This window comes from Paenibacillus canaveralius, from assembly GCF_047238265.1.
GTDB lineage: Bacteria > Bacillota > Bacilli > Paenibacillales > NBRC-103111 > Paenibacillus_F.
Window position 1 is genome coordinate 3,199,930 of the sequence record NZ_JBDFMM010000001.1, and the last position, 23,441, is coordinate 3,223,370.

Sequence of the window (23,441 nt, forward strand, 5' to 3'; positions counted from 1 at the left end):
TTTCCACTCCTTTTTATCTGTCAGCGGCCGAGCGTGGCTCCGCCGTCGATTCGAATATCGTGAAGCGTTATATGACCCGCCTGATCCGACGAGAGAAAAGCCGCCGCCCAGGCGATATCCTGCGGAGTCGCCAGTTTGCCGAGCGGAATGCCCAGCTTGTACAGCTCCGGCGATCCCGAAATGGTCTTGAATTCTCCCTCGTCGTCTTTCCACATGCCCCGCTGCATCGGCGTGTCCGTGGACCCCGGGGAAACGATGTTGCAGCGGATGCCGTCCGCGGCATGTTCCAGACCGAGGCATTTCAGCATCATGGCCGCGGCGGCCTTGGAAGCGGCATAAGCGCTCATGCCGTGACGGGGCACAGTTCCGGCATTGGAGCCGATCAGCACGATCGATCCCCGCCGCCGCTCCGACATACGTCTGATAACGGAACGGCAGACGTAGAAGGCACCCGTCGTGTTCACGGCAAAAGTCCGCTCCCATTCCTCGTCGCCCAGGGAAACCCCGGTCCCGTGCTGCAGTACTCCGGCCGCATGGACGAGAATATCGACCGGGCCCTGCTCCCGCTCGATGCGGGCAAGAACTTCTTCCACGCTCCTGCTGTCCGACACGTCGGCCGTATAGGCTGCGGCGGAAGCGCCCGAGTTTGCCAGAGCTCCGGCTGTCCGCTCCACCTTCTCCCCCTGGAGATCTACGGCGGCAATAATGGCGCCCAGTCCCGCAAGAACGGCTGCCGCCGCTTCACCGATGCCTTGGGCGGCTCCGGTCACGACGGCAACTTTGCCGGAGATTCCCGTGTATGGCGCACCTGCAAACGGGCTTTCTTTCATCCTTCAATTCGCTCCCTTTCTTATGCTGTATTTTCAGGCTCTCCTGCCGCTTACGCTACGTGCGGGAAGCAAATCTCAGGCCCCGGCTGATCAACCCGGGAAGAACGGAGACATGTCCTTCTTCTTCGAACGAATGCCATTGCGCGGTTAAGCCGCGGCTCTCCAGCTTCGACAACCGGGCGGCCATCTCTCTGGCCATGCCGTAATTGCCCGACGGATGGGCATTTTCCAGTTCGCCCATCGCGATCAAGGCCCGGACACCCGCACGGCCATGCAGGGACCCCGCGTCAAGCGCGGACGTAAACAGCCTCTCCCGCTCCTCCAGCCATTCGCGGTTCCAATGGATGGAGGGACTTCCTGCGATATAAGTACGGAAATAATCCGGCCTTGTAAAAAGCGCATGCAGCACGAACAGTCCGCCGAGCGAATGTCCCATGATCGTCTGATTCAGACGGTCGATGGGATATTCCCTCTCGATGGCCGGTTTCAGCTCTTCCTGAATAAAATCGAGGAAGGCGGCCGCGCCTCCCTGCTCCGGCAGCACGGTACCGTCCGGCTTGCGCGTATATTTGGCGGTCTTCTCCGGTGTGTAATCGTAATAACGCTGCGGGTGAAACGGTTCGTCCGTCGGATACCCGATGCCGACGACAAGCGCAGCCTTGACTCCCGTCACCTCGGGACGGCGACACTGAACGCGCACAGCCTCCACGGCGGTGGCGAAAACCGAATTGCCGTCGAGAACATAAAAGACGGGATAGCCCGCCGACGGAGGCGGTCCGGGCGGAAGTGCCGTCATAATCCGGTAGGAAAGATTCGTTTTGGACGAACGCATCACATGCTGGCCGGTGTTCGGAATCTCCACGCCGCCATACATTGTCTCTCCCTGAAAAGTTCTGCGGGGTGTTCCCACACGTGAAACCATTCCTTACGGCCTCCTATGAAGTAAATTTAATCAATTTAGTGATATTGATAATCATTTTCATTTAAAATTATATAGGCTCCTATCTCCCCGGCACATGGAAGAAATCCGGAATTTATTTGGTTAAAATCCATTTTTAGCGAAAAAAGCTCACAAAAAAACCGTATCCGGTTGTGCCGGATACGGTTCTCACTCATTTTACAATCAGCTTGACCACATCATCGATCATCATTTCGTCCGCAATCATTCCGCTTCCCAACCAAAACTCGCTGTTTACTTCGTAAGCATGACCGGCCTGGACGGCGGGAACCTTTTTCCAGAACGGGCTTTCGGTTATTTCTTTCATCCGTTCCGTCCCCTGGCCGTACTGGTTCATCATAAAGATGTAATCCACATCCAGATCCGGCAGCACTTCAAGCGAGATGGCCGCGGAATTTTTGCCGTCCACCAGCTTGGACATACCCAGGCCAAGCTTATCATGGACGACGGCACCCGCCAGATATTTGCCGCCCATCAGGCTCACGCCTCTGCTCGCGAAACGGATAACGGCGGCTTTTTTGCCCGGCGCGGCCTGCTGCAGCTTTGCTTTCGCTTCCTGAACCTTCTTGTCATAAGCTTGCAAGGCTTGCTTCGCTTCCTCGGTCTTGCCAAGCAGCTCTCCCAGCTTGACTAGCGAAGAAGCCGTGTCGCTTGAAGCGTTTTTGAACACGTACGTCGGAGCGATTTTGGAATATTTCTCGTACACTCCGTTGGACGCGTACGACTCGGTCTGCAGAATAATCAGATCGGGCTGAAGCTCGATCACGACTTCCGGAGAAGGAGGACCGCCCGAGAAGTCAAGCTTGGGCACCTGACTCAGCTTGTCCTTCAAGTAGCTGTTGCCTTGTCCGCCCGCGGACCACTGGGCGATCGGAGTCACTCCCAGCTTTGTCAGCGAGTCCTCCAGATATGGCGCAAAAACCCGTTTCGGCGAAGCCGGTATTTTCACGGTATGGCCCTGCTCGTCCGTAAACGTCTTTTCCTGCCCGCCGGCCGTTCCGGCCGGTGCCGCCGAAGCGCCTGTCTCCACCTTTTTGCCGTCAGCCGTCTCGGCGTTCGGATTGGCTCCGCAAGCACTCAGCATCAGAGCGGCGCACACAACGGTGAGCACCTTCACCGTAAATATTTTATTCATGATACCAGATTGATTCCGCATAAAAAGACCCTGCCCCCTATGATAATGATTCTCATTCACAGGAATTATAAGTCAGCCGGGGGGCTTCCGCCATGCACATGATCCAGAAAGGCGTTTGGACATTTTCCCGTAAAAAGCAGCATCGCTTCATCCAGCATCCGCGCGACGGCAACCGGGGAGTATTCCAGCCAGGGATCGGCGGAGATGGGATAAATGCTTCCCGTACGGACAGCTCCGATCGTTTTCCACTCGGGTGAATGCTGAAGAGCCAGCCAATAGGCTCTGGACTCCGATTCCGGGCAGACCAGAACGAGAATCCGGCCGGGATCAAGCGCTTTGATCTCTTCGGGAGTGATCGGTGCGGAATGGGTGCCCGCCGCGACTTGGCGCAGGTTCAAATCTTTGAAAAGCACGTCCTCCATTCCCCGGTTTCTGTAGGAATACAGCCCTTTGCCGTAAAGGCGCACGATCAGAATCCCGTCGTCCCCAAGCGCCGCTTCCGACTGAACGCGGGCCTCTTCCGCGAGTTTATCATATCCGAGGATCCACTTTTCCGCCTCGTCGGCACGGTTCAAAAAAGCCGCGATATCGCGCAAATACTCCCGCCAGCCAAGCTCGCGCGAAGTCGGGACGAATAGAGCCGGCGCGATATTGCGGATCGCTTCCTGCTGACCGGCGCTCAATCCGTCGCCGGCCACGACGGCGTCCGGTCTCAGACGGGCCAGCTGATCCGCGTTTTCCTCGAAGGTGCCCGTTATGTAAGGGTCCGTCAGCTTGAGCGCATATCTGATTTTTTTCCGGTACGAGTAGTAATAGTGAGCCGTCCATTTGGGATCGAGCGGGGCCGCCAGCGGCGTAAGGCCGAGCGCGATCAGATACCCCGTCATGTCGGGGGACCACGCCGCAATGCGGTGCTTCGAACTGCGCGCGAACTCCGTCGGAGACATGCCCACCTCCTTTTTAAACTTCCGGCTGAAGTAGTATTCGTCTTTATAACCCACACGCTGGGCGATCTCCCTCAAAAGAGGCGGTTCCGGCTCGGACAAATACCGTTTGGCCCGGTTTATCCTCAGATCGGTCAAATAGTCCATGGCGCTCTGCCCGAACGTTTTTTTGAACAAATCGACAAAATATTTCGGGCTGACATGAACGCGTTCGGCAAGCTGCCGGACGGTCAGCGGCTCATGGTAATGCGTATCCATATATACCCGGATGTCAGTCAGGTATGGCCTTGTGGCCGCTGCGCGCTCTCCGCGGCCCTCGATGCGTGCCGCTGATTTGCTCGGCTTCATCTGCATTCCCCCTCATCTGGGATTCATAATCAAAAGTGCCGGATTCCGGTTCTTCTCTCTATTTTAATTTAAGTGATAATGATTATCAATGATAACAAAAAAGAAAAACGTTCCGCCTCAGGCATGGAACGCTTTCCAAAACTCCCCTTCCTTGTCGATAATGGCCCCGATCTCGGAGAAGGGTATGTTAAAAACCGGAAAACCAGCCGCATAAGGGCCGATGTCATACGGTAAGAAATACAGATGAAGAGCCTGTTCGGTCACATAAAAAGGCTGATCCGGTTTGATGCCCGTATAACTGTCCGGGAACACGTACGAATATTGCGGATCTTCTTTAATCTGCCTGCCGACGATGCCGCTAAGGATCCGGACGTAATCGCTCCCGGGTTTAAACAAATCTTTAAGCGCGTACATGCGGCCGTTCTCCAGGTTAAGGATCGCATACGTTTTGGACGGCATCCCGTGGGCGGCGCCAAACGGGAAGTGATACCCGTTCAGCTCAAGCTCCAGCAATTTTTCCTTATAAAAAGCGACTTCAAAATCGCCGGAATACGAATAATCGAGCTTCGTGTCCGCCGGAACGGGTATTACCCGGCTCAATTCCTTCAATTTAGCGTTGACCGAACGCTGCCCGGTCTTATCTTGCATACCTTCGACCTGCGGGTAGTAAACGAGATAGTCCGGGTTCGGCTTGTATTTCAATTCTTTTACGGCATAGGGCGGTCTTAAGGGAATGACGGTATTCTGCCGCCAGACGACCTTCCCGGCCCTGTTCAAATAAGCCAATCTCCGGTCGGTGTATGCCTTGATGAGTCCACCCGGTTCGAGCGTCAGCGAGCCGCTTCCCTCTACACGCGGATAGCCCGGCGCCGGTTTGCCGCTGCGGTTGATGAAATAAGTGCGCCCGGCTCCGGACACGGAAGCCAACCCGTCCTCGAAATCGGAAACCTCGTCGTACACAAAATCCGACAGCAGTGCCCCGTTCCAATCCGCAATCGCGTACACCGAACCGAGGAAAGGCTGTTCGGGGTCTACCGCTCTGCCCAGTGCGAACTGCTTCTCGCCCAAGTCACGGATATCGTTGTAAGCCGGCTCCATCACGAACCTGCCCGCCTTGTCGATAACGCCGTAAGTCCACTTGTAATCTTCCGCCGTATTGACAATGGCCCGGCCGTCATGAAAAGGAAGCGCCGTCGTAAAGGAAGGCGGAATCGCCACTTTTCCACGTTCGTCGATGTAACCGTACTTGCCGCCGGACGTTTGCTGAAAGGCAAGCAGGCCGTCCCCGTGCGGCCCGACGTAGGCGTAAGGGTAGGACGCCAGCTTGCGGCCGTCCGGAGCGATCAGCGCATAGTCGTTGTCCCGGATTTTGACGACGGCCTTGCCGTCGTCAAAATCGTTCGCTTCCCCGTAACGGGCAGGAATCACCTCCCTGCCCTCCGCATCGAGGTAGCCGTATCTGCTGGTTCCGGGATCGCCGCTTCCATCGCCGCCGGTCACATAGAAGACGGCTCTTCCGTCCTCCATATTGGCGATGAACGGGTAAGCGGGGCCGGTAAGCACCTGTCCCTTCTCGTCGATGAGCCTGAACCCTTCCTTGTCGATGACGACCGCCCGGTGCTCGGAAAACGGGTTGATCGACTCGTAAACGGGCGGTACGACAAAACGAGCATTCCCGTCGATGAGGCCGTATTTTCCGTTCTGCCCGACGACTGCGAGGCCGTTCTCCTGGAAGTCGGCGGCTTCCTCGTAAACCGGCCGGATCACCGGCTTTCCGTCCGGGCCGATGTAGCCCCATTTCCGTCCGGATGCCGTTTGCAGAGGAGCGGGATACAGGGCCGGGATACGCGGCGTGTCCGATCCGCCCAGTGTTTTCAAAATCCTCCACTGGAGCTCCAGCAGTTTATCGCGCGAAGGATAGGGCGTTTCGAATGACAGCGCCTTACGAACCGCCGGCAGCGCCGCCTCCGGCATTCCCGCCCGGTACCGGGCGTCGGCCAGATAATACCAGTAAAACGTATAATCCGGATGCCGATGTGTCATCGCCTCGTAGTACCGGACTACACGCGGAAAATAATAGGGGTACACATCCGGCGCCGGCACAAACGTCCCCTTGTTCCATCTCAACACCTCCACGCGGTAGGCTTCTCCCGTGTCATGAATCCACAGCGCCGCCTCGGCTTGCCCGTCACGCCCCGCAGCACCCGGCATATCCTCCACTTCGATATAACTGTAGCTCATGTCCGCGGGAGCGGCATCTTTCAGTCCCTCGGCCGTCCATTCGTAAACCGACAGCTTCGACCAGATGGACCCGACCTGCCAGCCGACGATAAGGTTGTTAAGACCCGCCCGCAGCACGGGGGCCGACGACAGCAGCGTTACTCCGTAGCCGGCTCCTTTAGCGGCCGCCGCTTTTTGCCAAACGCCTTCCCGGTACGTCAAAATAAGCAGATGCAGTTCATCGTTCAACCGATAAACCGCCGCGATTTCCGGTATGCCGCCCCCTGTTAAGTCAGCGAAGTGAATCGCTTTGTGAGGGGCGGGCTTTTCTATCGTTACCAGCTGCGCTCCATGCGGCAAAAACGTCGAAACCAGCAAAGTCAACTGCGTCTCGTTAGCCGGCATAGCCGATCCCCCTTTTTCCCGGTTCTCCGCTAATCGTATGCTTTACTTCCTTATATATGTTTTCCGGCTGTGTGAAATTCGTAGCAGTGAAGATTAGAAGCGAAAAACGGACCCTGTCCGGGGTCACCGCCGAGCTGTACGGCCCTTTCGGATACGGCTGAATTCGATGAACAATCGCCGATCGATGCGCTCAAAGCAGAGCTTCCCGCAATCCGGGTGCTGTCGAAAGCCACGCTGAAAAGCTGTCTGATTCCATACATCGACGCAGGCTGGACAGGCTATATGCCCTCCGTTTGCGACCGGACACAGCTGCATATTCCCGAGAAAATCGCGCCGTGGTTATGGGGCTGTCCGGACAAATTCCTCCACCGGTTGGACAAGGCAGGCACCCGCGTTATTGTAGTCGGAGGCGACGGAAGCGATTTTTCCAGCGGCTTCGATACCCCCCAGACATCTAACGCCTGTCTGACGCTTATACCGGCGGAATCTGGACAAACCCTATTGACCGGATCGCTCCCCTATACGGAAAATAGGTTAAAACCCCGCTGCGAGCAGCTCCGCCGCATCGGCAAAAAGAACCGGCCCTCTTTGCAGAGGCCGGTTCTTTGACGTATCGCGAAGGCGGGATGGTGTCTTCCCTTCGGTTATTTGAGCGCTTTGGCGAGGCCCGTGAAAATAACTCCCAGCGCGTGCGCTCCCGCATCGGGATAGCCGATGCTCCGCTCGCCGACGGTTCCCGCTCTGCCCATCCGGGCGACGATAGTCTCCGTCTCCTTCGCTCCCCGGACCGCGGCTTCGGCGGCAGCTGCCCCGGCGGACTTTAAATCCGCTCCTGAGGCGGCGCTCGCTTCCCAGGAATCGGCGTAAGGAACAAGCGCATCAATCAGCGTCTTGTCACCGACTACCGCTCCTCTGCCGAAAGATCGCTCGCCCGTGTCCTGAATGCCCCGGACCGCAGCCTGCAGCATTCCGGCGATATCCGCCGCATCCAGGCTGTCTTTGCCCCGGACGTTTCTGCCCGCCGCACGGAAAGCGGACCCCCAGATCGGACCGGAAGCGCCGCCGCAGTGCTCCATTATAATCAGGGAGCAGGCATCCAGGAAAGACCCGATGTCCTCAGCCGAAGCGGTTATTTCATCCCATTCCGTTTTCAGCCGCTTGAACCCTTTCGCGACGCTCATACCGAAATCGCCGTCTCCCGCATGCGCGTCCAGTTCGCAGAACGGCACCTCGTTGTCGATAATGATTTCGCTCATCGTATCCACCAGATAGATCATATTGTCCAATGACAACCTGCCGTGATGAACAATGGCGCTTTCTTCAGGGGTCCCTACACGGAAGGAAACGGTCTTATCTCCGTGTGCCTCCGCCGCCGGAACGACTTCCGTATAGCTGGCGGGCTCAACGTGCTCACGGACGGTGAGAGCCGGTGTATCGCATTCCGCGCGAAGCCATTCTTTCAGCTCTTCGTCCAGCTTCATCAGGGTGAGGGAAGCGCCTTCCATATCGATGCTGGTCATGTAATTGCCCACAAGCGTTTTATAAACGGCAACGTTACGCAAGGCCAGCTCCTTCTGAACGGAATGGTTCAGCACATACAATTCCTGCAGAGGCGTGCCGCCGAAACCGTTGACCAGGACGGCCACTTCCGGCGGACGGCCGCTGTCTTCGGGCAGGCTTCGCAGCAACTCGGCAACCATTCGGCCGGCCAATTCACCGGCCGTAAGCAGAGGCTCGCGCCGGATGCCGGGTTCGCCGTGGATGCCGACCCCGTACTCCATTTCATTCCCGTTTATCGAGAAAGTCGGGGTGCCTTTGGCGGGTACCGTGCATGACGACAGGGCGAAACCGATGCTTTTCGTACAGTCCACGGCTTTCTGCGCCGCCCGCTTTACCTCATCCAGTGACAGCCCCGCTTCCGCGGCCGCGCCCGCTATTTTATGTACCAGAACCGTTCCGGCAACGCCTCTTCTTCCTACGGTGTACAAGCTGTCCTCAACGGCAATATCGTCGTCCACTTTCACATAATCGACTTGTATGCCGTCTTCGCCCGCAAGATGAGCCGCATTCTTGAAGTTCATGATGTCGCCGCTGTAATTTTTTATAAGGAGAAGCGTTCCCTTCCGGCCGGCGGTCGAACGAATCGCCTGATACACCTGAATCTGGGACGGAGAAGCGAAAACATCGCCGCAGACCGCGGCATCGAGCATTCCTTGGCCCACAAATCCGGCATGCGCCGGTTCGTGCCCGCTCCCACCGCCGCTGATCAGCGTCACTTTATCGGGCGAGATTGTTTTTTTGCGGATAACCGTATATTTACGATCAAATTCGAGACCCGGATGAGCGAGCACGAAGCCGCTGCACATCTCTTTAACAAGGTTCTCCGGCGTGTTCATAATTTTTTTCATCACAAGGCTCCTCTCGTCAAACATGTTAAAAGACTTGGCCTGCGTGTTTCCGCAGGTTATCGTTTGTCGGCAAACTTGTTATGCTGCTATTATAACAATTCCGCCCTGTATTCTGTCCAGCAGCGCAGGGCCGCGTAGCCGCCCGGTTTTCATGTGCTTTTCAGGCAAAAGGAGCGTACAACAAACGAAACCAAGACTTTCAAACGTTCGTACTGGTAAAATTCAGTAAAAAGGAGATGCCCGCTATGAATAAAGCAGAACCTTATCTGGAAATCATCCGGCAGCATTATCCCGAGACTGCGTTTAGACACGATGGAAAAAATCGGAGCCGGGCAAAATAACGACGTTTGGCTCGTAAACGGCCGGCTGATTTTCCGGTTCCCCAAATACGAATCGGCCATCCGTGAAATGGAGAGAGAAGCCGCTTTCCTGCTTTACGCGGCGGATCATGTATCGCTGGAAATTCCACGACCGTTTTTTATCCATGCACGCCCCTCACTTAAAAAACACCCTTTCATCGGGTACAACAAGATCGCGGGAGAACCGCTTGAAGCCGATCTTTTGCAGGCGGAGGCGTCGAAGGATTCCCAGAATGAACATGTCCCGAACGAAGCGTTTCTGCATCATATAGCCGGACAACTTGGCGATTTCTTGCACGAATTGCACGGACTGGACCCGCAAGGTCTGGCGCGGGCGCAGCACGAACCCGTGTATGACGGCTACCGCGAATGGTCGGATATGTATGAACGCATACAAAGCCGGCTTTATCCCTGCATGAGGCAGGGCGCGCGTACTTGGACAGACCGGCATTTCTCCGCGTTTCTCGGCTGCAAAGCGAACTTCGAAATCATCCCTTCGCTCATCCACGGGGATTTCGGGACTGCGAATATTTTGTATGAGCCCGTATCCAGACGGGTAAGCGGAATTCTGGATTTCGGTTCGGCCGGATTGGGAGATCCGGCAGTCGATTATGCGGCTTTACTTGCCTCGTACGGGGAATCTTTCTTCCGGCTTGTTCTCGATAATAACCCGGAAGCCCGCGAAATGCTGAGCCGGATAATCTTTTACAAAGGAACGTTTGCCCTGCAGGAAGCGCTGTTCGGCGTGGAAAACAAAGATCCCGAGGCGCTGAAGAGCGGGCTCGAAACTTTGAAGGGACTGGAGTGAAGCCAAAAGGCTGCCGCTCCAAGAAAGCCTCAGCTAAGAAAGGAAATAAATTTTACTTGTCCGAAGTACGTGCAAATGATATCTCATACATCTCCGGCCATTTCAATTATCGGGGGCAGCCGCTTCCGCTATAAAAAGAAGAACCTAAGAAAGGTTCTTCTTTTTTTGAAGCTTTCGGCCATCATTTTCTTGGCATATCCAACGTTACCTATGTTTCCGCTAGCGTTCAAAGGTAAGCCGAAACTTAAAACAATTTTATGTTTTGTTCCTTTGACTGGATAAAATAGATACCCCCGTCATCGGATTTTTTATAGCCGACATGGAATAGATCAGGATCAATTAAATCATTAAACGCAGCCGGTATCTTACAATTCCAATCTACCGCATCAAACTTATGAGGGAAATTGTCGTGGTTCGGATTTGATGTATGAATATATACGGCATCCAAACCCGCGTCTTCTTCATGAAGGCAGATCCAGCTTTGAGAGGGTTTTTCGATTTGTTCCAATCTTTTTAATAAATTTTTGTACAGGGCAATATGAGCTTTAATATGCTCTCTTCTGAGCTTAACGCTATGTTCTCCAAACCCGTAAAAATCAAGGTGAAAATGCCAGAAATCAAACCATGATTCATTATCCGGCTGCAAATAAAAGGCGTTAACCTGCTCCCATAATTGACGGAAGTATCTTCTCTTTCCCCGGAACTTTTTCATCGGCAGCCTTCCTGTATTCGTGATATGTACCAGCCATTCTGCCCGCAGTAACGGCAGCAACTCTCGACAGTCCGTCAAGTCGAAACGGCAGCCCGCGTATTGAACCAGATATGATAAAAATCAACCCACCCGTAAGAGTTGATTTTTACTCCGCGGACGGATTGGTGGAAGGCGGTGTTCGTCGTTTTATGAACGAGGAACAAAATCGCGCGGGTTTGAGAAACCCACTGTTCGAGATGTGCGAATCTCGCCCTGCGTTCCGCCTCGCCCGGCTCCCGCAAAATCGCGGCCGTCTCCCGGCGGATGACTTCCTCTGTCGCATGATCCCAAAGCGCCGCAAAATAATTGTTCTGGAGGTACACTTCCAGCTCACGCACTTCGTCGCCTCCCAGAACAATGCCGTACAGCTGACAGTGATAACGCTCCAGAGAGGCCCGGTCCGACCATTCCTCCGGGGTTCGGACCAAGATCTTAATAGCAACGCCGAACGAACGGGCGCGTTCCTGAATCCAGCGGGCGTCTTCTTCGTGATAGGAATACGTGACGAGCTCCAGTATTTCCCCGGCATACCCGCTCTGCTCCAGAAGCGTCTTGATTTCAGACCGTCCCTTCACGGGATAACCGTCTTCCGCCCTCTGCCTCATATCCGCCTGCGGATGGAAGCCATGGGCCGGGCATAGCCGTTCTCCTTTCAGATCCGCGATCAGAGCTTCCCTCTCGATAATATGATGGAGCGCTTCCCGGAATAAGGGATGATTGTGAGGGCCGCTTGTTCTTTGGTTAAACACGAGCATGCTGCTGCAGTTGAGCAGGGTCTCCATGCTGCGCCAGCCCCCACCTCCGTTGACCAGAGCCTCCCGTCCCGCTCCGGATGTCTCGCCGTGGGAAGTCATGATCGACGTCCAGTCAGGCTCCTTCAACCGGCCTGATTCTTCCGGCGGGAATATGAGCACTTCCACGCGATCGAGATGGGCCCGGCCACGAAAGTGATCCGGGAAAGCTTCCAGCACGCATTTGCCCTCATTGCGGTATACGACCTTGAAAGGTCCCGTGCCTGCAGGCATCCGGGCGAATCCCGCCTCATCCCGGCTCACGATATCCTCCGGTACGATTGCGGCCGCGATCGTACATAAAAATCTCAGGAACAGGTAATTCGGCTCCCTTAGCCGGATGACGACGGTCTTCCGGTCGGGAGCGTCCATCCGCTCGATGTCCCGGAACATCCATCCGCTGTCATAACGGTCGGGTTCGTTCCTGAGCCGGTTAAGGGTAAACATCACATCTTCCGCATTAAGCTCTCTCCCGTGGTGGAAAAGGACGTTTTTTCTCAAATAAAAGGTCCACTCTCTGGCGTCCGGACTGCTTTCCCAAGAGTGCGCGATACAGGGAATAACACGCTGCAATTGTTCATCATATTCGACAAGGGTGTTGAAAAGCTGCCGGGCCATATGACAGTCGAAGGCGTAATAGACAAGGCCCGGGTCCAGTGTCGTAATGGATCGGAAAACAGGCATACAAAGCGTTTCCAGCGGAGACTCCGACACGCCTTCCGTCGAAAAGCCGATGCCTTCGGATATCCAGTCCATAAACCGGTCCTTGACGGCGGGACCGCCGAACCGGTTCATCAGCTCCATCGCTTCGTGAACCTCGCCCTGTTCCGTTCGCCGGCGGACTTCCTCCAGAAGCAGGTCCTCGGAATCCAGCACGAATGTCAGCTTCGATTTGTTTCCGCGCCCCCTGCCGGGCTGCCAATCGATCCATCCCTGCTCGCACAGTGCGCGGACGATCAGCTTCACGTAACGCGGCGTGCAGTGCCAGATACCGGCCAGTTCTTCGACCGTAACGGAGAAAGGCTTTTGCGGCTCCCTGTCTCTGAAATACAGCCGAAGTTCCAAAAAAGGCAGCGCGGTCTGCATGGTTTTGCCCTCCGTTTCGGATAAGTTCATTCTAAAAGGTGAACTGATTCCATCAAATCATACACTTTTCATCCCCTTTTGTGTAGCTATACTGAACATAACGACAAAAGAGAAGGATGATCCCCATGCAAGCAAAAAAGGCAAGAAAATTCCGCATTCCCTCCTTTCACCCCGTCGCCTGGGGAGTCATTATCGGGACATTCCTGTCCCGGACCGGATTTTTTATGACCATCCCGTTTCTCGGCATTTATCTGGGCAAAGTCAAAGGGATCGATCCGGCGACAATCGGTGCCATCCTGGCTGTAAGCCTGTTCGTGGGCACGCTGGGCAGTTTTGCCGGAGGCGCGCTGTCGGACCGTCTGGGCCGTTATCCCGTGATGATCGCCTCGATGGCGGCCTGGAGTCTGGTGTTTGTCGGCTTTGCCTTCGCCGATGCGACTTGGCTGTTTTTTGTCCTCAGCGCCCTGAACGGACTGTTCCGGAACGTGTTCGAGCCTGCCGCACGCGCCCTGCTGGCCGATGTGACACCTGCCGAAAGCCGCACAGAGGTGTTTAACGCACGGTATTTCGCCATCAATATCGGCGGTGCCGTCGGGCCTTTGATCGGCTTAAAGCTGGGTGTCGGAGGCACGTCTTCCCTGCTGCCTTTTCTGGTCAGCGCTTCTATTTATGCCGTCTATGCCGCACTGCTCCTCGTGTTTATGTTCTCCTTCAGGCACCTGCTCCAGAGCAGGGATGAGCCCGGCGCGACCGTGAAGCAGATGATGAAAATCGTTTTTACCGATAAGGTGTTCCTGTACCTTCTGCTCGGCAATTTTTTCGTTGCGGGCGCTTACTCGCACTTGGATACAACTTTATCGCAGTACATCGGCCATGACCGGGTAGCGGTTTATTCCAGCCTGTTTGTCGTCAACACGTTATGCGTGCTTATCCTGCAGTATCCGTTGACCCGGTTTATGAAGCGTTACACGTCCCTGACCGCGTTGAAAACGGGCTGCCTCCTGTTCGGGGCGGGACTTCTGGGATTCGGTCTTTTCGAGAATACGGCTCTGCTTTTTCTCTCGATGATTGTGTTCACCATGGGCGAGATTCTATGCTTCGTCGTCGGTGACGTGCTTATAGGCGAAATCGCTCCCGAGCGTCTCCGGGGCGCTTATTACGGAGCCAGCGGCTTCGCATTCCTGGGGCAGAGCCTGTGCGCCTGGATCGGCGGGCTGCTGCTTAAGGAGCTTGGGTTCGGCCAGGGACCTGTTATCTTCGGCATTTTGATGCTGCTCGCGTTTGCCGCTTTTCCGTTCTTTCACCGGGGGCAGCAGCTCAGAGAACATGCGGCAGGGACGAAAACGAAAACGTCCGGGCTTTCCGAACCTTGCTGACATGTGAAAATATAACAAGGCCGTGCCCCGGTCGTCCGTCACTTCGGGCTTGTCCGCACAAAATTCCCAAGCCACGTTCCTTTCGCCTTCAAGATGCCCATCCACGTGACGGCCTCATAAAAACCGGCAAAATCGAGCGCAGTCATACCGTCGAACAAAACAAATCCCATTTTCAACGCTTCTTCACCTGTCCTCTCCCAAACTTAAAAAAACAAAAAGTACCCGACCGGAAATCGGATACTATGCCCAGGCGTTTGCCGTAAGAGATGCACGGATGGAACTCCGCGGTCATCCTTGCAGCAGCGTCGGTGTGCTCTCTCATGGTACTCCATGTCTCCGCCAGTCACACACCGCTTACAGTTTGTTATTATTTCACATCCCGGCCGGGGTATTTTCAAAGGGATATCGGACTTATTTTTTCGTCATTTTTTTGACCGTGTTTTCGGCAGCTTCCATAATCACTTCGCCCAATGTAGGATGGGGATGAATCGTCATAGCCAAGTCCTCCGCAGTCGCCCCCATCTCGATAGCAAGAGCAAGCTCCGATATGAGTGTCGAGGCCTCCACTCCAACGATCTGCGCACCGATCACGATACCGGAAACCGGGTCCGCCACAATCTTGACGAATCCTTCTGGCTCACTCAATGCCAACGCTCGTCCGTTGATCCCGAAAAATGCTTTTCCGGTAACAACCGGGATGGCTTTTGCCTTTGCTTCCGTTTCGCTCACGCCGACGCTGGCCAGCTCCGGATTTGAAAAGACGACGAGCGGAAGTGCTTTGTAATCAATCTCGGACGTAAGGCCCGCGATAGCTTCCGCCGCAACTTTGGCTTCATAGGAAGCCTTGTGAGCGAGGGCCGGACCGGCCGTAATATCTCCGATTGCGAAAATATGCGGGACAGCCGTTCTGCCCTGTGCGTCCGTCGCAATCAATCCCCTGCTCGTCACCGGCAAGCCTATGCGCTCCAGTCCCAGTTTGCCGTCTGTGTTCGGTTTTCTGCCGACAGTGACCAGCATATATTCCGCTGCAACTTGATGCTTCATCCCATTTTGTGAATAGTGGAGTGTAATGGTGTTTGCGTTTTGGACTGCATGTTCCGCTGTCGCACCTGTAATCACCTCGATACCGTCGGATTTTAATTGCCGGATAACAGGGCCCGTAAGCTCCGACTCGAATCCGGGCAGTACTTGTTCTCCTCCCTCCACAATCGTAACCTTTGTTCCGAATTTGGCATACATTTGCCCCAGTTCGACACCGATATATCCACCTCCAATCACTATGAGGCTGGCCGGAGCCTCACGGAGCGACAGTGCTTCTGTGGAAGACAGAATACGGCCGCCGAACGGGAATGCTTGCAGTTCAATCGGCCGGGAGCCTGTTGCCAGTATGGCGTGCTTAAAAGATATGGTTTGTTCCTGTCCGGATTGATTGATAACAGCCGTATGTTCATCAACCAAACGGGCCTCCCCTTCCAGAATGCTCACACCGGCAGTCTTTAATAAATAGCTGACTCCGCCTGCCTGTTTATTCACAATCCCCTGCTTAAAATCCTGGGCATGTTCAAATGAGGCTGCCGCATCCGCATGTTTAAACGTTCTAAGCCATTCATAGCGATGCGATTCAGCTATTAGCGCCTTGGATGGAATGCAGCCGACGTGCGTGCAGACTCCCCCAAGCTGACCACGTTCCACAATCGCCGTCTTCATACCAAGCTGTGAAGAACGCAGCGCCGCCACGTAACCTCCGGGACCTGATCCGATTACCAACGTTTCAACCGCTTCTAGCTTGCTCATATTCCGATACCCTCCAGTAAAAGTCGCTTATAATATGATGTTCATAATATATTATAGTCATCATATTTCAGAAACGTCAACAGCCGCGATCAACAGTTCATGGAGCTGACAGATAGGATCTCCCTAAATTGACAGCTATTATTATGATGATTATAATATTTTGAAAAGAGATTGAAGCAGCGGGGTGACTGTCATGCCGTATCCCAAAGGCCATAAAACGAAAGTGCGCAATAAGATCATTGAAAGTGCTGCCCAGGCTTTTCGCGCCAAGGGTATTCACGATGTAAGCGTTCCGTTCATTATGAAAGGGGCCGGATTGACTCACGGAGGTTTTTATGCGCACTTTGACAACAAAGAACAACTGGTTGCAGAAGCCTGCCGGTATGCCATTACCGATACCATCGCGCTTTTGCAGAAAGCCGCCGATCAGGAGAAGCAGAACCCCAAAATCAATACGGTCATCGATTATTATTTAAGTTCTTATCACCGGGACAAGACGGACACGGGCTGCATGATTCCCGCCCTTTCTGCGGAAATATCCCGTTCTTCAGAAGAAGTTCGGCAAATTTTCACCCGCGAAGTGGAGAGAATGATTGCTTTTATCTCCAATCTGGCGGAAATGGATCTGTCCAAAGGGAGAGCTCTGTTCAGTACCATGGTCGGCTCTCTTATTCTTGCACGGACGGTTAATGATGCTGAACTGAGCGATAATCTTCTCTCGGCCGGCAAGCAGGCCGCCAAAGAACTGGTCAGAACCTCATCAACCGGGTAGGAGCCGGGTTGCTTGTACAATTTACAGCAAGCGCAAAAAAACACGCCAATTCGCAGCGTGCTTTTTTTGTGTTTGTCCCGGCCTGAAAGAAATTAGTTTACAAGACATTCAAAATGTTCGAAGCCGGAGTTCATAAAAATACTGCACGATCGGATGTTTTAATTTTATCTTCTCACTCATGTTTAAAATCCGTTTTTTTCCGACTCGTCTGTCCACTAAAGCTAGAATATTCAGCAGGATATCCTTGCTCTCTAAACTATCTTCTATAGAAGTGGTTAAGAACTTGTTAGCCGCCACGTTAAAATTGGATTTACTTAAGGAAGCTTGTGCGGACAAAAGCTCCTTTGCGTGCTCCGATATTTTTCTGTTTCTTATAATAACTTGTATACGATCCTCCGGAACCGTCCCCTTGGTATCTTTTCGGAAGGCTTCCATTTCTTCCTTATGGATAGGAATTTGGATATCGGAATCATTCTTAATTTCCAGTTCCGTCTGATACCATTTGATTAAGCCGGTTTTATCACTCATATTGAGTACATTCTTTTTATCCACCGTAATGTAGCAATCCCCGGCTTTATCAGGTAAATACCGGTAACTGGTTGCGCGGTACTCCACCCTGCCATGCAAGGCGGGACAGAGAAAACTCTCCAGCTGCTGCTTCAATTTGCTCCAGGACATATAATCCTCCTATGTTCTCAATGCCTGACCCCTCGTATTCACGGCTGCCGGGCTGTTTATTTGAAACAATCTGGTGCTCCAACAAGTCTCATTATACAGTATCCTATACTTTTTTCTTTTCATTCGCACTAATCTGTCTCATCCTAATTATGAACTCCTCCTGCACTCCTTCCCACATAAAAAAATACCCTCTCAATCAAGAGAGGGCAATTTGATCGCCTTAGCCTCATACGTAAGGACCGATTGATCGATTATTCGGAGCGGTATAACTGGCCGCAAGCCGCGTTAATGTCTGATCCGAACTGAGTCCGGACCGTGACGCGGATTCCCTTTGACTTCAAAACCCGAACAAACGCTTTAATCCGATCAGATTCAGATTGCCGGTAGCTGTCCGGCGTAACTTCTGTCGAATTGAACGGAATCAAGTTCACGTGGTAGAGATGTTCCACAGGTCCCCTACCCGTTAACAACCCGGCAACTGCTTCCGCATGCGCCGCCGAGTCGTTGACTCCCCGAAGAAGAATATACGCAATATATACCTTTCTCCCCGTTTGCCTGATGTGTCGATCCAATACGTTCAACACATCTTGAATCGGGAATCGGTCGTTGATCGGCATCAGCTCGCTCCGCTGATCGTCGAACGGCGAATGCAGCGAGAAGGTTAGATTGACTTGCGGAAACTCACGTGTCAGCCTTTCGATACCCGGCAGCAGGCCGATGGTGGACACCGTAACACGTCGATGTCCTAAACCAAAAAGATGCGGGTCGGTCAATATCTTTATGGCATCAAAAATATACGGGTTGGCGAGCGCCTCCCCCATGCCCATGAATGAGATGCTGTCCAGGGCGTGGCCGTTTAAGCGAAAGTGCAGCAATTGGTCGGTAATTTCGTCGGCGGTCAGATTTCGCTTCAGGCCGATGGTGCCGGTGGCGCAAAACCTGCACCCGAATCCGCAGCCGCACTGCGTCGAAATACAATACGATTGCCAGCCCCGCTCATAAGTAAGCCGTACAGCCTCCACGCGCTCGTCGCCCTCAATGGCAAACAGCACCTTGTTAACCTGTTTCGACGTGAGTTCTTTTATTGGAACGATGCTGCAGACGTTCGTACCCAGCATCCGGGTCAACTCATCGCGCAAAAACCGGGGCAGCATGGTCATCCGTTCGTATTCACCGGCGTTTCTCTTGAAAATCGCATCTATAATTTGAGCATACCGATACTCGGGCTGCTTAAGGTCGGACAACATTTGCCGAATCATTTGGTATTTCGAGGGTAGTTTCATGTCTTCTCCTTACTGCCGGAGAAAACGCAAAAAAAGCAGCCGTCCTTGGGCGCTTTGACACGTCGTTAACCAACTAGACAGAAAAAGCGCATAACATTTGCAGACAGATCGCTATGTGCCCCTGTCGATAGATGGGTAAACCTCCGGCAACCGATTTGTTTTTTTGTGAACCGCTTCACCTGTCAGGAACCGATTCACAAAATCATCTACAACCTCGTTCTTCATCGCTTTCATCCTCCCGGAAAATGTCAAAATAAAAAAAGAGCCACAAGAAAGTTACCTTTCTTGTAGCTCAAAAAAATATCGGCACATTCAATCCCGGTGAAGGGTATGAGAAAGATATTTTTTGAATGAAAAGAATAAGGTAACTTTCTTGCCGATAAAGAATAAACCAAATTTGTTGTGTTTTATTCTTTAAAAAGCGGCAAGAAAACTTACATTATCCTCTTCAACTCCGATCGTTTAGTGTCAGCACGATCTTAACATGCCCGCTTCTACATTGCAACATTCTAGAGAATACCCGCCTATTTCGGCCTGCACACGTACAGTAGGACTGTGATTGGAAGTGACGACAAAATATTTCAGATTTACGCACGTGCCTGCTGTTCCTTGAATTATACAATTCCAGAATGTTACATTTAGATCGTACAGTATAGTCCCTACTAAATATGGAAAGAAGGCTGACAACATGGCAATGAGAGGATATTACTTTTCTGTGGATAACGAACTGGTGCAGCAAATTGCTGCAGGCGACACTGCATTGAAGGATTTGAAAATAGACAAGTATCCCGGGCTGAATATTGATAGATCCTGGGAGGCGATCCATTACTTGCTTTGCGGAAGTATTGCCGATGGGGAACCCCCTCTTGGCTATGTGGTTCCGTTAACATCAGACAAAGGCATCGATTTCGGCTCATTCGGGGCGTTTTCCTTAGGCGCCGACCAAGTTGCCGAAGCGCTTCAGGCTATATCTGAGCTGGATGAAGCGCAGCTCCGCTTGCGGTATGATTTTCCGGTCATGCTCAAGGAAGAGGTATATCCGCTCGAAGCCGGCGTTCATTCAGATGAGGATTCGGACGAGTTTTTTGCCTACATCCTGCAGCATTTTAACGAAATCCGGCGTTTCTTCAGCCAAACCGCAGCCGACGGTAAAGGTCTCATCTTCTATATTTTCTGATTACATAGGTTCGCGTGGACCCTCGCCTAACTTCATATTTCGGACATAAAAAAACGACCCCGGGCTTAACTACAGTTCGAGGTCTTGAATTTTTTGCGCATCATCGATTTGCCTGGCAGTGAGATCCTGCGATTAGACATACGAAAAGTCTGCAATCCTTCATGGAATTAGTTCTGTTTTTTAAAAATCTCAAGGAATTTATTTATATAAATTACTGGCATAAGATATAGATGTGAAGAAAGTCTCGACGACCTAAAAATTATAGCTTTAATCAAACAGACTATGGCTTATTTTATTTAGACTTCTTCATCTTGATATTTGTTCTATATGTTCAATTTATCTCAATACAATCTCTCTAACACGTCCATCTAAAAAAGTATCTACAGAATCAAGGTTCCCATCCTTGATACTATTCAATAAGAAAATTAGTTCATTATCAACAATTGGGATAATGACCCCACGTCCATCATTATACGTGTCTTTACACCGATTTATAAATAAATTCAAGTTGTTAATCGAACGACAAAGCAGGAAACCTAGCTTTCCCCTTTGCCATGAGAAACGTCCAGACAGTTGATCAAGTTCAGGATTTTCAGGGTCAGAGGAATAATTTTTGCATTCAACATAAATGAATTGTGCAGGTAAATCAAATCTATTAGGGAAACGGTAAAAAAATCCTTTGTCAGCAGAATTATCGAAGACTATGTCTATTCGTTTTCTGCCCTCATGAATTTCTCTTTCGAGTTGAGGCGATGAAAGATTAGGATAAAATATATAAGCTAATATCCCGACTATATGTTTATGATATTCATTAGCATTAGTTCTTCCTGGTGGAATTTGTTCTAATTTATGTATTAGATATTCAACGAATGTGTTTACATCGTACCCTGCATTAAGTTCCTCATGCATTAGCGGCTCATGAATTCTTTTGACGTGATTAGTAAAATCTTCATAAACGGATGGGTGTCTTTGTGTAAACTCTCTGATAAACTCCTTAGTACATGGGGCTTCATACTCCTTTATATCTTTCTTTGAAACCCATACTTTTTCCGTGCCGTTCCTTAATACTTTTCTCTTGACTAATACTGAATTGAGAGTAAGGTGCTCTCTTTGTAGAAAATTCAGTACAAAATGTTGATGATATTTTTCGTAAGAGTAATTCTTGCTATAAGAAACAATAGCTTTAGGAACCAGCAGAATTACCTTGCCATCGACGACTAACATCTCGGTTAAACTGGATTCCCATCTAACATTCTCTCTACTCCAATAATAACCAGAAGGTACATTATTCGTTAATGGTATCCCCCACAACCTACACTGTTTATGTGTATACTCTATCAAATGTTTTCTAATGATGTTAGTTGTCATATCTGACAATTTGTCTTTTCCAAAGTTATCTACAAAAATTACGCAATCTTCTAAATCCTCAACAAGTCCAGACTCTACAGCACGACTCTCTAGTAAATTTTCAAATATTTCAATTGCATCCTCTTCACCAACTCCCCTCCCACGAGGAAGCCCCTGAGATATCCCAAGACAGGTTTCGTTTGGCTCACCTAGATAATTAAATAAATCCCTTGCGTCTTCAATACGATTAACATTGAGAAGTTCTATTAAGTATTGAAAGAATCCTCTAATAGTTCGTGAAGCGTTTAATGACCATTGATCTTGTCTTATTGACAGAAGAAAGGGATCAAGAAAAAGAGGTATATCTTCTGAAGTGTCTATATCTATAAAATCTAACTCCTGTTGAGTTACTCCTAAATTAAATTGTGCACTAATCTTCAAAGAACTTCCCCCTTTTATCTCTAGGTAAAATTATACATATTATTGTCTAATTTTTCTATCAATTTAAGGCTATTAAATTTTAATTTAGGATAATAATATCTCTCATATGATCGGACAAATACGTCGGACTAAGTATATTAAATAGAAATATAGATAGTATCTCTTCAAGTCATGTCTCATTTCCTCGCCGCTGGCGTTTTCTATATTTAAGCCAAATCTAATCAATATGGAGGTGTTAGACGTTCAAATCGCTCCCGTCAACTCACATGTGGGCTATGCTGCGCTTCGCCCACTAGATTGGGGGTCTCTCGTTTTTACTTCTATAAACCCGGGCGCGCAATCTTACGTCGGTCATAGGCAAAAAAGATCATCGATAAACCCAAACCCGCACAAATCATGTACATAAACGAATACGAGAAAAGATCCGCGAAGGGGCCCATCACGACGCCGCCCAGCGAAACGCCTAAATCGGCCGTTGCGATAAATAAACCGATTAACACATTTCGATTATGCTGCGGTAGTGCAAAAGTCAAATATGTCGTTAAGGTCGGATAAAGCAGTGCCTGGGCAATCCCGGTCAAACATGCACCGGCATAAAAAAACACCGTTCCTCCGGATGCGGAAAAGCTTACACACTGCGCTCCTGCGGCTAACATCAGCATAATCGCCATCATAAAAGTCGAATGCCATTTCCCGTCCGAAGGAATTTTCTTCCTGAGCGCAAAACGGGCGGCCACGACAGCCGTCGCCTGAATCATGAGATAAACGGCCGCATTGCCGCTTTCGATCTGCATGGCATATAGGGGAATAAAGGTTGTCACCGCTCCGAATACAAGAGAAGCCGTGAGCATCAGAACGCTGCATTTGAATAAAGGCGGGTTTTTAACCAACTGGCCGAAGGAATTGAGCATTTTGGCACCATGTCCGGGCTGATCCCCGGCACCGGCGGGCTCGGCCTCTTTTTTTTCCAACCTCGCACTATAGCCCACCACCCCGGTAAGAAGGGCAATCGTGATCATGGCCGCTGTAAAATAACGGCTATCCGCTGTCTGCCACATGCTCAACGCCAACAGAGGACCCGCAATATTCGGCATGGACGCGCATAAGGAATACATCGAAATGCCTTGCGAACGCTCCTTGTCCGGCAGCGCGTCTATAATACCCAACTGCAGAGCCATGGAGAAAAAAGCGGTACAGACCCCTTGCAGCATACGTGCGGCGAAATATCCCCCGAGCCCGGTAAACGTATATAGAATCAGGGCGCATCCATTCATCATAAGAATCGTGCGCAGCACTTTAACCGGACCATACTTGTGAATCATATGACCCGCCCAAGGGCGGAAAAACATCGTTGTAAATAAGTACGCCCCCATAATGATCCCGATCGTTGTATTCGTGGCTCCCAGCGATTCGCCCTTCAAAGGAATAATCACGTTTAATATGGAGTTGGCGCTGAAATACATGAGAGTCAATAAATACAGCCTCAGGAAAGGCCAGGACAAAGCTCCTCTCATCGTTCTTCCTCCTTCC

Annotated in this window: 19 protein-coding genes; 5 read left to right on the forward strand and 14 right to left on the reverse strand. The window is 51.5% G+C overall.

The window, feature by feature from the left end:
* Positions 1-20: 20 nt before the first annotated feature.
* The 5 genes from ABC395_RS14385 to ABC395_RS14405 form a co-directional block, all read right to left on the reverse strand.
* Positions 21-830, reverse strand: coding sequence for a 2,3-dihydro-2,3-dihydroxybenzoate dehydrogenase (locus ABC395_RS14385; protein ID WP_413004058.1), 810 nt, complete (start codon positions 828-830; stop codon positions 21-23).
* A gap of 55 nt (positions 831-885) precedes the next feature.
* Positions 886-1,752, reverse strand: a complete 867-nt coding sequence (locus ABC395_RS14390) for an alpha/beta hydrolase (RefSeq protein WP_413004060.1) — start codon at positions 1,750-1,752, stop codon at positions 886-888.
* A gap of 190 nt (positions 1,753-1,942) precedes the next feature.
* Positions 1,943-2,944, reverse strand: coding sequence for an ABC transporter substrate-binding protein (locus tag ABC395_RS14395; RefSeq protein ID WP_413004061.1), 1,002 nt, complete (start codon positions 2,942-2,944; stop codon positions 1,943-1,945).
* 44 nt (positions 2,945-2,988) lie between these two features.
* A complete protein-coding gene (locus ABC395_RS14400) occupies positions 2,989-4,215 on the reverse strand; it encodes an ABC transporter substrate-binding protein (protein ID WP_413004063.1) in 1,227 nt (408 codons plus the stop codon).
* Between the two features lie 117 nt (positions 4,216-4,332).
* The gene (locus tag ABC395_RS14405) at positions 4,333-6,840 is read right to left on the reverse strand and encodes a WG repeat-containing protein (protein ID WP_413004064.1); all 2,508 of its coding nucleotides are present in this window, start codon (positions 6,838-6,840) and stop codon (positions 4,333-4,335) included.
* Between the two features lie 216 nt (positions 6,841-7,056).
* Between ABC395_RS14405 and ABC395_RS14410 the strand changes: the two genes are divergently transcribed.
* Complete coding sequence (locus ABC395_RS14410; protein WP_413004065.1) at positions 7,057-7,449, forward strand: PI-PLC domain-containing protein; 393 nt, start codon at positions 7,057-7,059, stop codon at positions 7,447-7,449.
* A 35-nt stretch (positions 7,450-7,484) separates the two neighbouring features.
* Here ABC395_RS14410 and dhaK read toward each other — a convergent pair whose 3' ends face one another.
* Complete coding sequence (dhaK, locus tag ABC395_RS14415; RefSeq protein ID WP_413004067.1) at positions 7,485-9,248, reverse strand: dihydroxyacetone kinase subunit DhaK; 1,764 nt, start codon at positions 9,246-9,248, stop codon at positions 7,485-7,487.
* A 312-nt stretch (positions 9,249-9,560) separates the two neighbouring features.
* On the opposite strand from dhaK, the gene ABC395_RS14420 reads away from it, so the two are divergent.
* Complete coding sequence (locus ABC395_RS14420) at positions 9,561-10,415, forward strand: phosphotransferase family protein (RefSeq protein WP_413004068.1); 855 nt, start codon at positions 9,561-9,563, stop codon at positions 10,413-10,415.
* A 244-nt stretch (positions 10,416-10,659) separates the two neighbouring features.
* Here the strand turns inward: ABC395_RS14420 and ABC395_RS14425 are convergent, their stop codons facing one another.
* Positions 10,660-11,127, reverse strand: a complete 468-nt coding sequence (locus ABC395_RS14425; RefSeq protein WP_413004069.1) for a hypothetical protein — start codon at positions 11,125-11,127, stop codon at positions 10,660-10,662.
* A 74-nt stretch (positions 11,128-11,201) separates the two neighbouring features.
* Positions 11,202-13,043: an SgrR family transcriptional regulator gene (locus ABC395_RS14430; protein WP_413004070.1), complete on the reverse strand. Its 1,842-nt coding sequence runs from the start codon at positions 13,041-13,043 to the stop codon at positions 11,202-11,204.
* Positions 13,044-13,168: 125 nt separating this feature from the next.
* Between ABC395_RS14430 and ABC395_RS14435 the strand changes: the two genes are divergently transcribed.
* Positions 13,169-14,419, forward strand: coding sequence for an MDR family MFS transporter (locus ABC395_RS14435; RefSeq protein WP_413004071.1), 1,251 nt, complete (start codon positions 13,169-13,171; stop codon positions 14,417-14,419).
* Positions 14,420-14,457: 38 nt separating this feature from the next.
* Here ABC395_RS14435 and ABC395_RS14440 read toward each other — a convergent pair whose 3' ends face one another.
* Positions 14,458-14,595, reverse strand: coding sequence for a hypothetical protein (locus ABC395_RS14440; protein WP_413004073.1), 138 nt, complete (start codon positions 14,593-14,595; stop codon positions 14,458-14,460).
* Positions 14,596-14,830: 235 nt separating this feature from the next.
* Positions 14,831-16,213 carry a dihydrolipoyl dehydrogenase gene (lpdA, locus tag ABC395_RS14445; protein WP_413004075.1) on the reverse strand — a complete coding sequence of 461 codons (1,383 nt, stop codon included), beginning with the start codon at positions 16,211-16,213 and terminating at the stop codon, positions 14,831-14,833.
* A 193-nt stretch (positions 16,214-16,406) separates the two neighbouring features.
* On the opposite strand from lpdA, the gene ABC395_RS14450 reads away from it, so the two are divergent.
* A complete protein-coding gene (locus tag ABC395_RS14450) occupies positions 16,407-16,985 on the forward strand; it encodes a TetR/AcrR family transcriptional regulator (protein WP_413004077.1) in 579 nt (192 codons plus the stop codon).
* A gap of 108 nt (positions 16,986-17,093) precedes the next feature.
* Here the strand turns inward: ABC395_RS14450 and ABC395_RS14455 are convergent, their stop codons facing one another.
* Both ABC395_RS14455 and ABC395_RS14460 read right to left on the reverse strand, forming a co-directional pair.
* Positions 17,094-17,663: an SF0329 family protein gene (locus tag ABC395_RS14455; RefSeq protein ID WP_413004079.1), complete on the reverse strand. Its 570-nt coding sequence runs from the start codon at positions 17,661-17,663 to the stop codon at positions 17,094-17,096.
* A gap of 251 nt (positions 17,664-17,914) precedes the next feature.
* The gene (locus ABC395_RS14460) at positions 17,915-18,946 is read right to left on the reverse strand and encodes a Cfr family 23S rRNA (adenine(2503)-C(8))-methyltransferase (protein WP_413004081.1); all 1,032 of its coding nucleotides are present in this window, start codon (positions 18,944-18,946) and stop codon (positions 17,915-17,917) included.
* A gap of 688 nt (positions 18,947-19,634) precedes the next feature.
* On the opposite strand from ABC395_RS14460, the gene ABC395_RS14465 reads away from it, so the two are divergent.
* A complete protein-coding gene (locus tag ABC395_RS14465) occupies positions 19,635-20,123 on the forward strand; it encodes a YfbM family protein (protein ID WP_413004083.1) in 489 nt (162 codons plus the stop codon).
* A 336-nt stretch (positions 20,124-20,459) separates the two neighbouring features.
* On the opposite strand, the gene ABC395_RS14470 is transcribed toward ABC395_RS14465, so the two are convergent.
* Entirely contained in the window at positions 20,460-21,911 is a 1,452-nt protein-coding gene (locus ABC395_RS14470) for a hypothetical protein (RefSeq protein ID WP_413004085.1), read from the reverse strand.
* 320 nt (positions 21,912-22,231) lie between these two features.
* Entirely contained in the window at positions 22,232-23,425 is a 1,194-nt protein-coding gene (gene cntE / locus ABC395_RS14475; protein ID WP_413004087.1) for a staphylopine family metallophore export MFS transporter CntE, read from the reverse strand.
* Between the last annotated feature and the right edge of the window lie 16 nt (positions 23,426-23,441).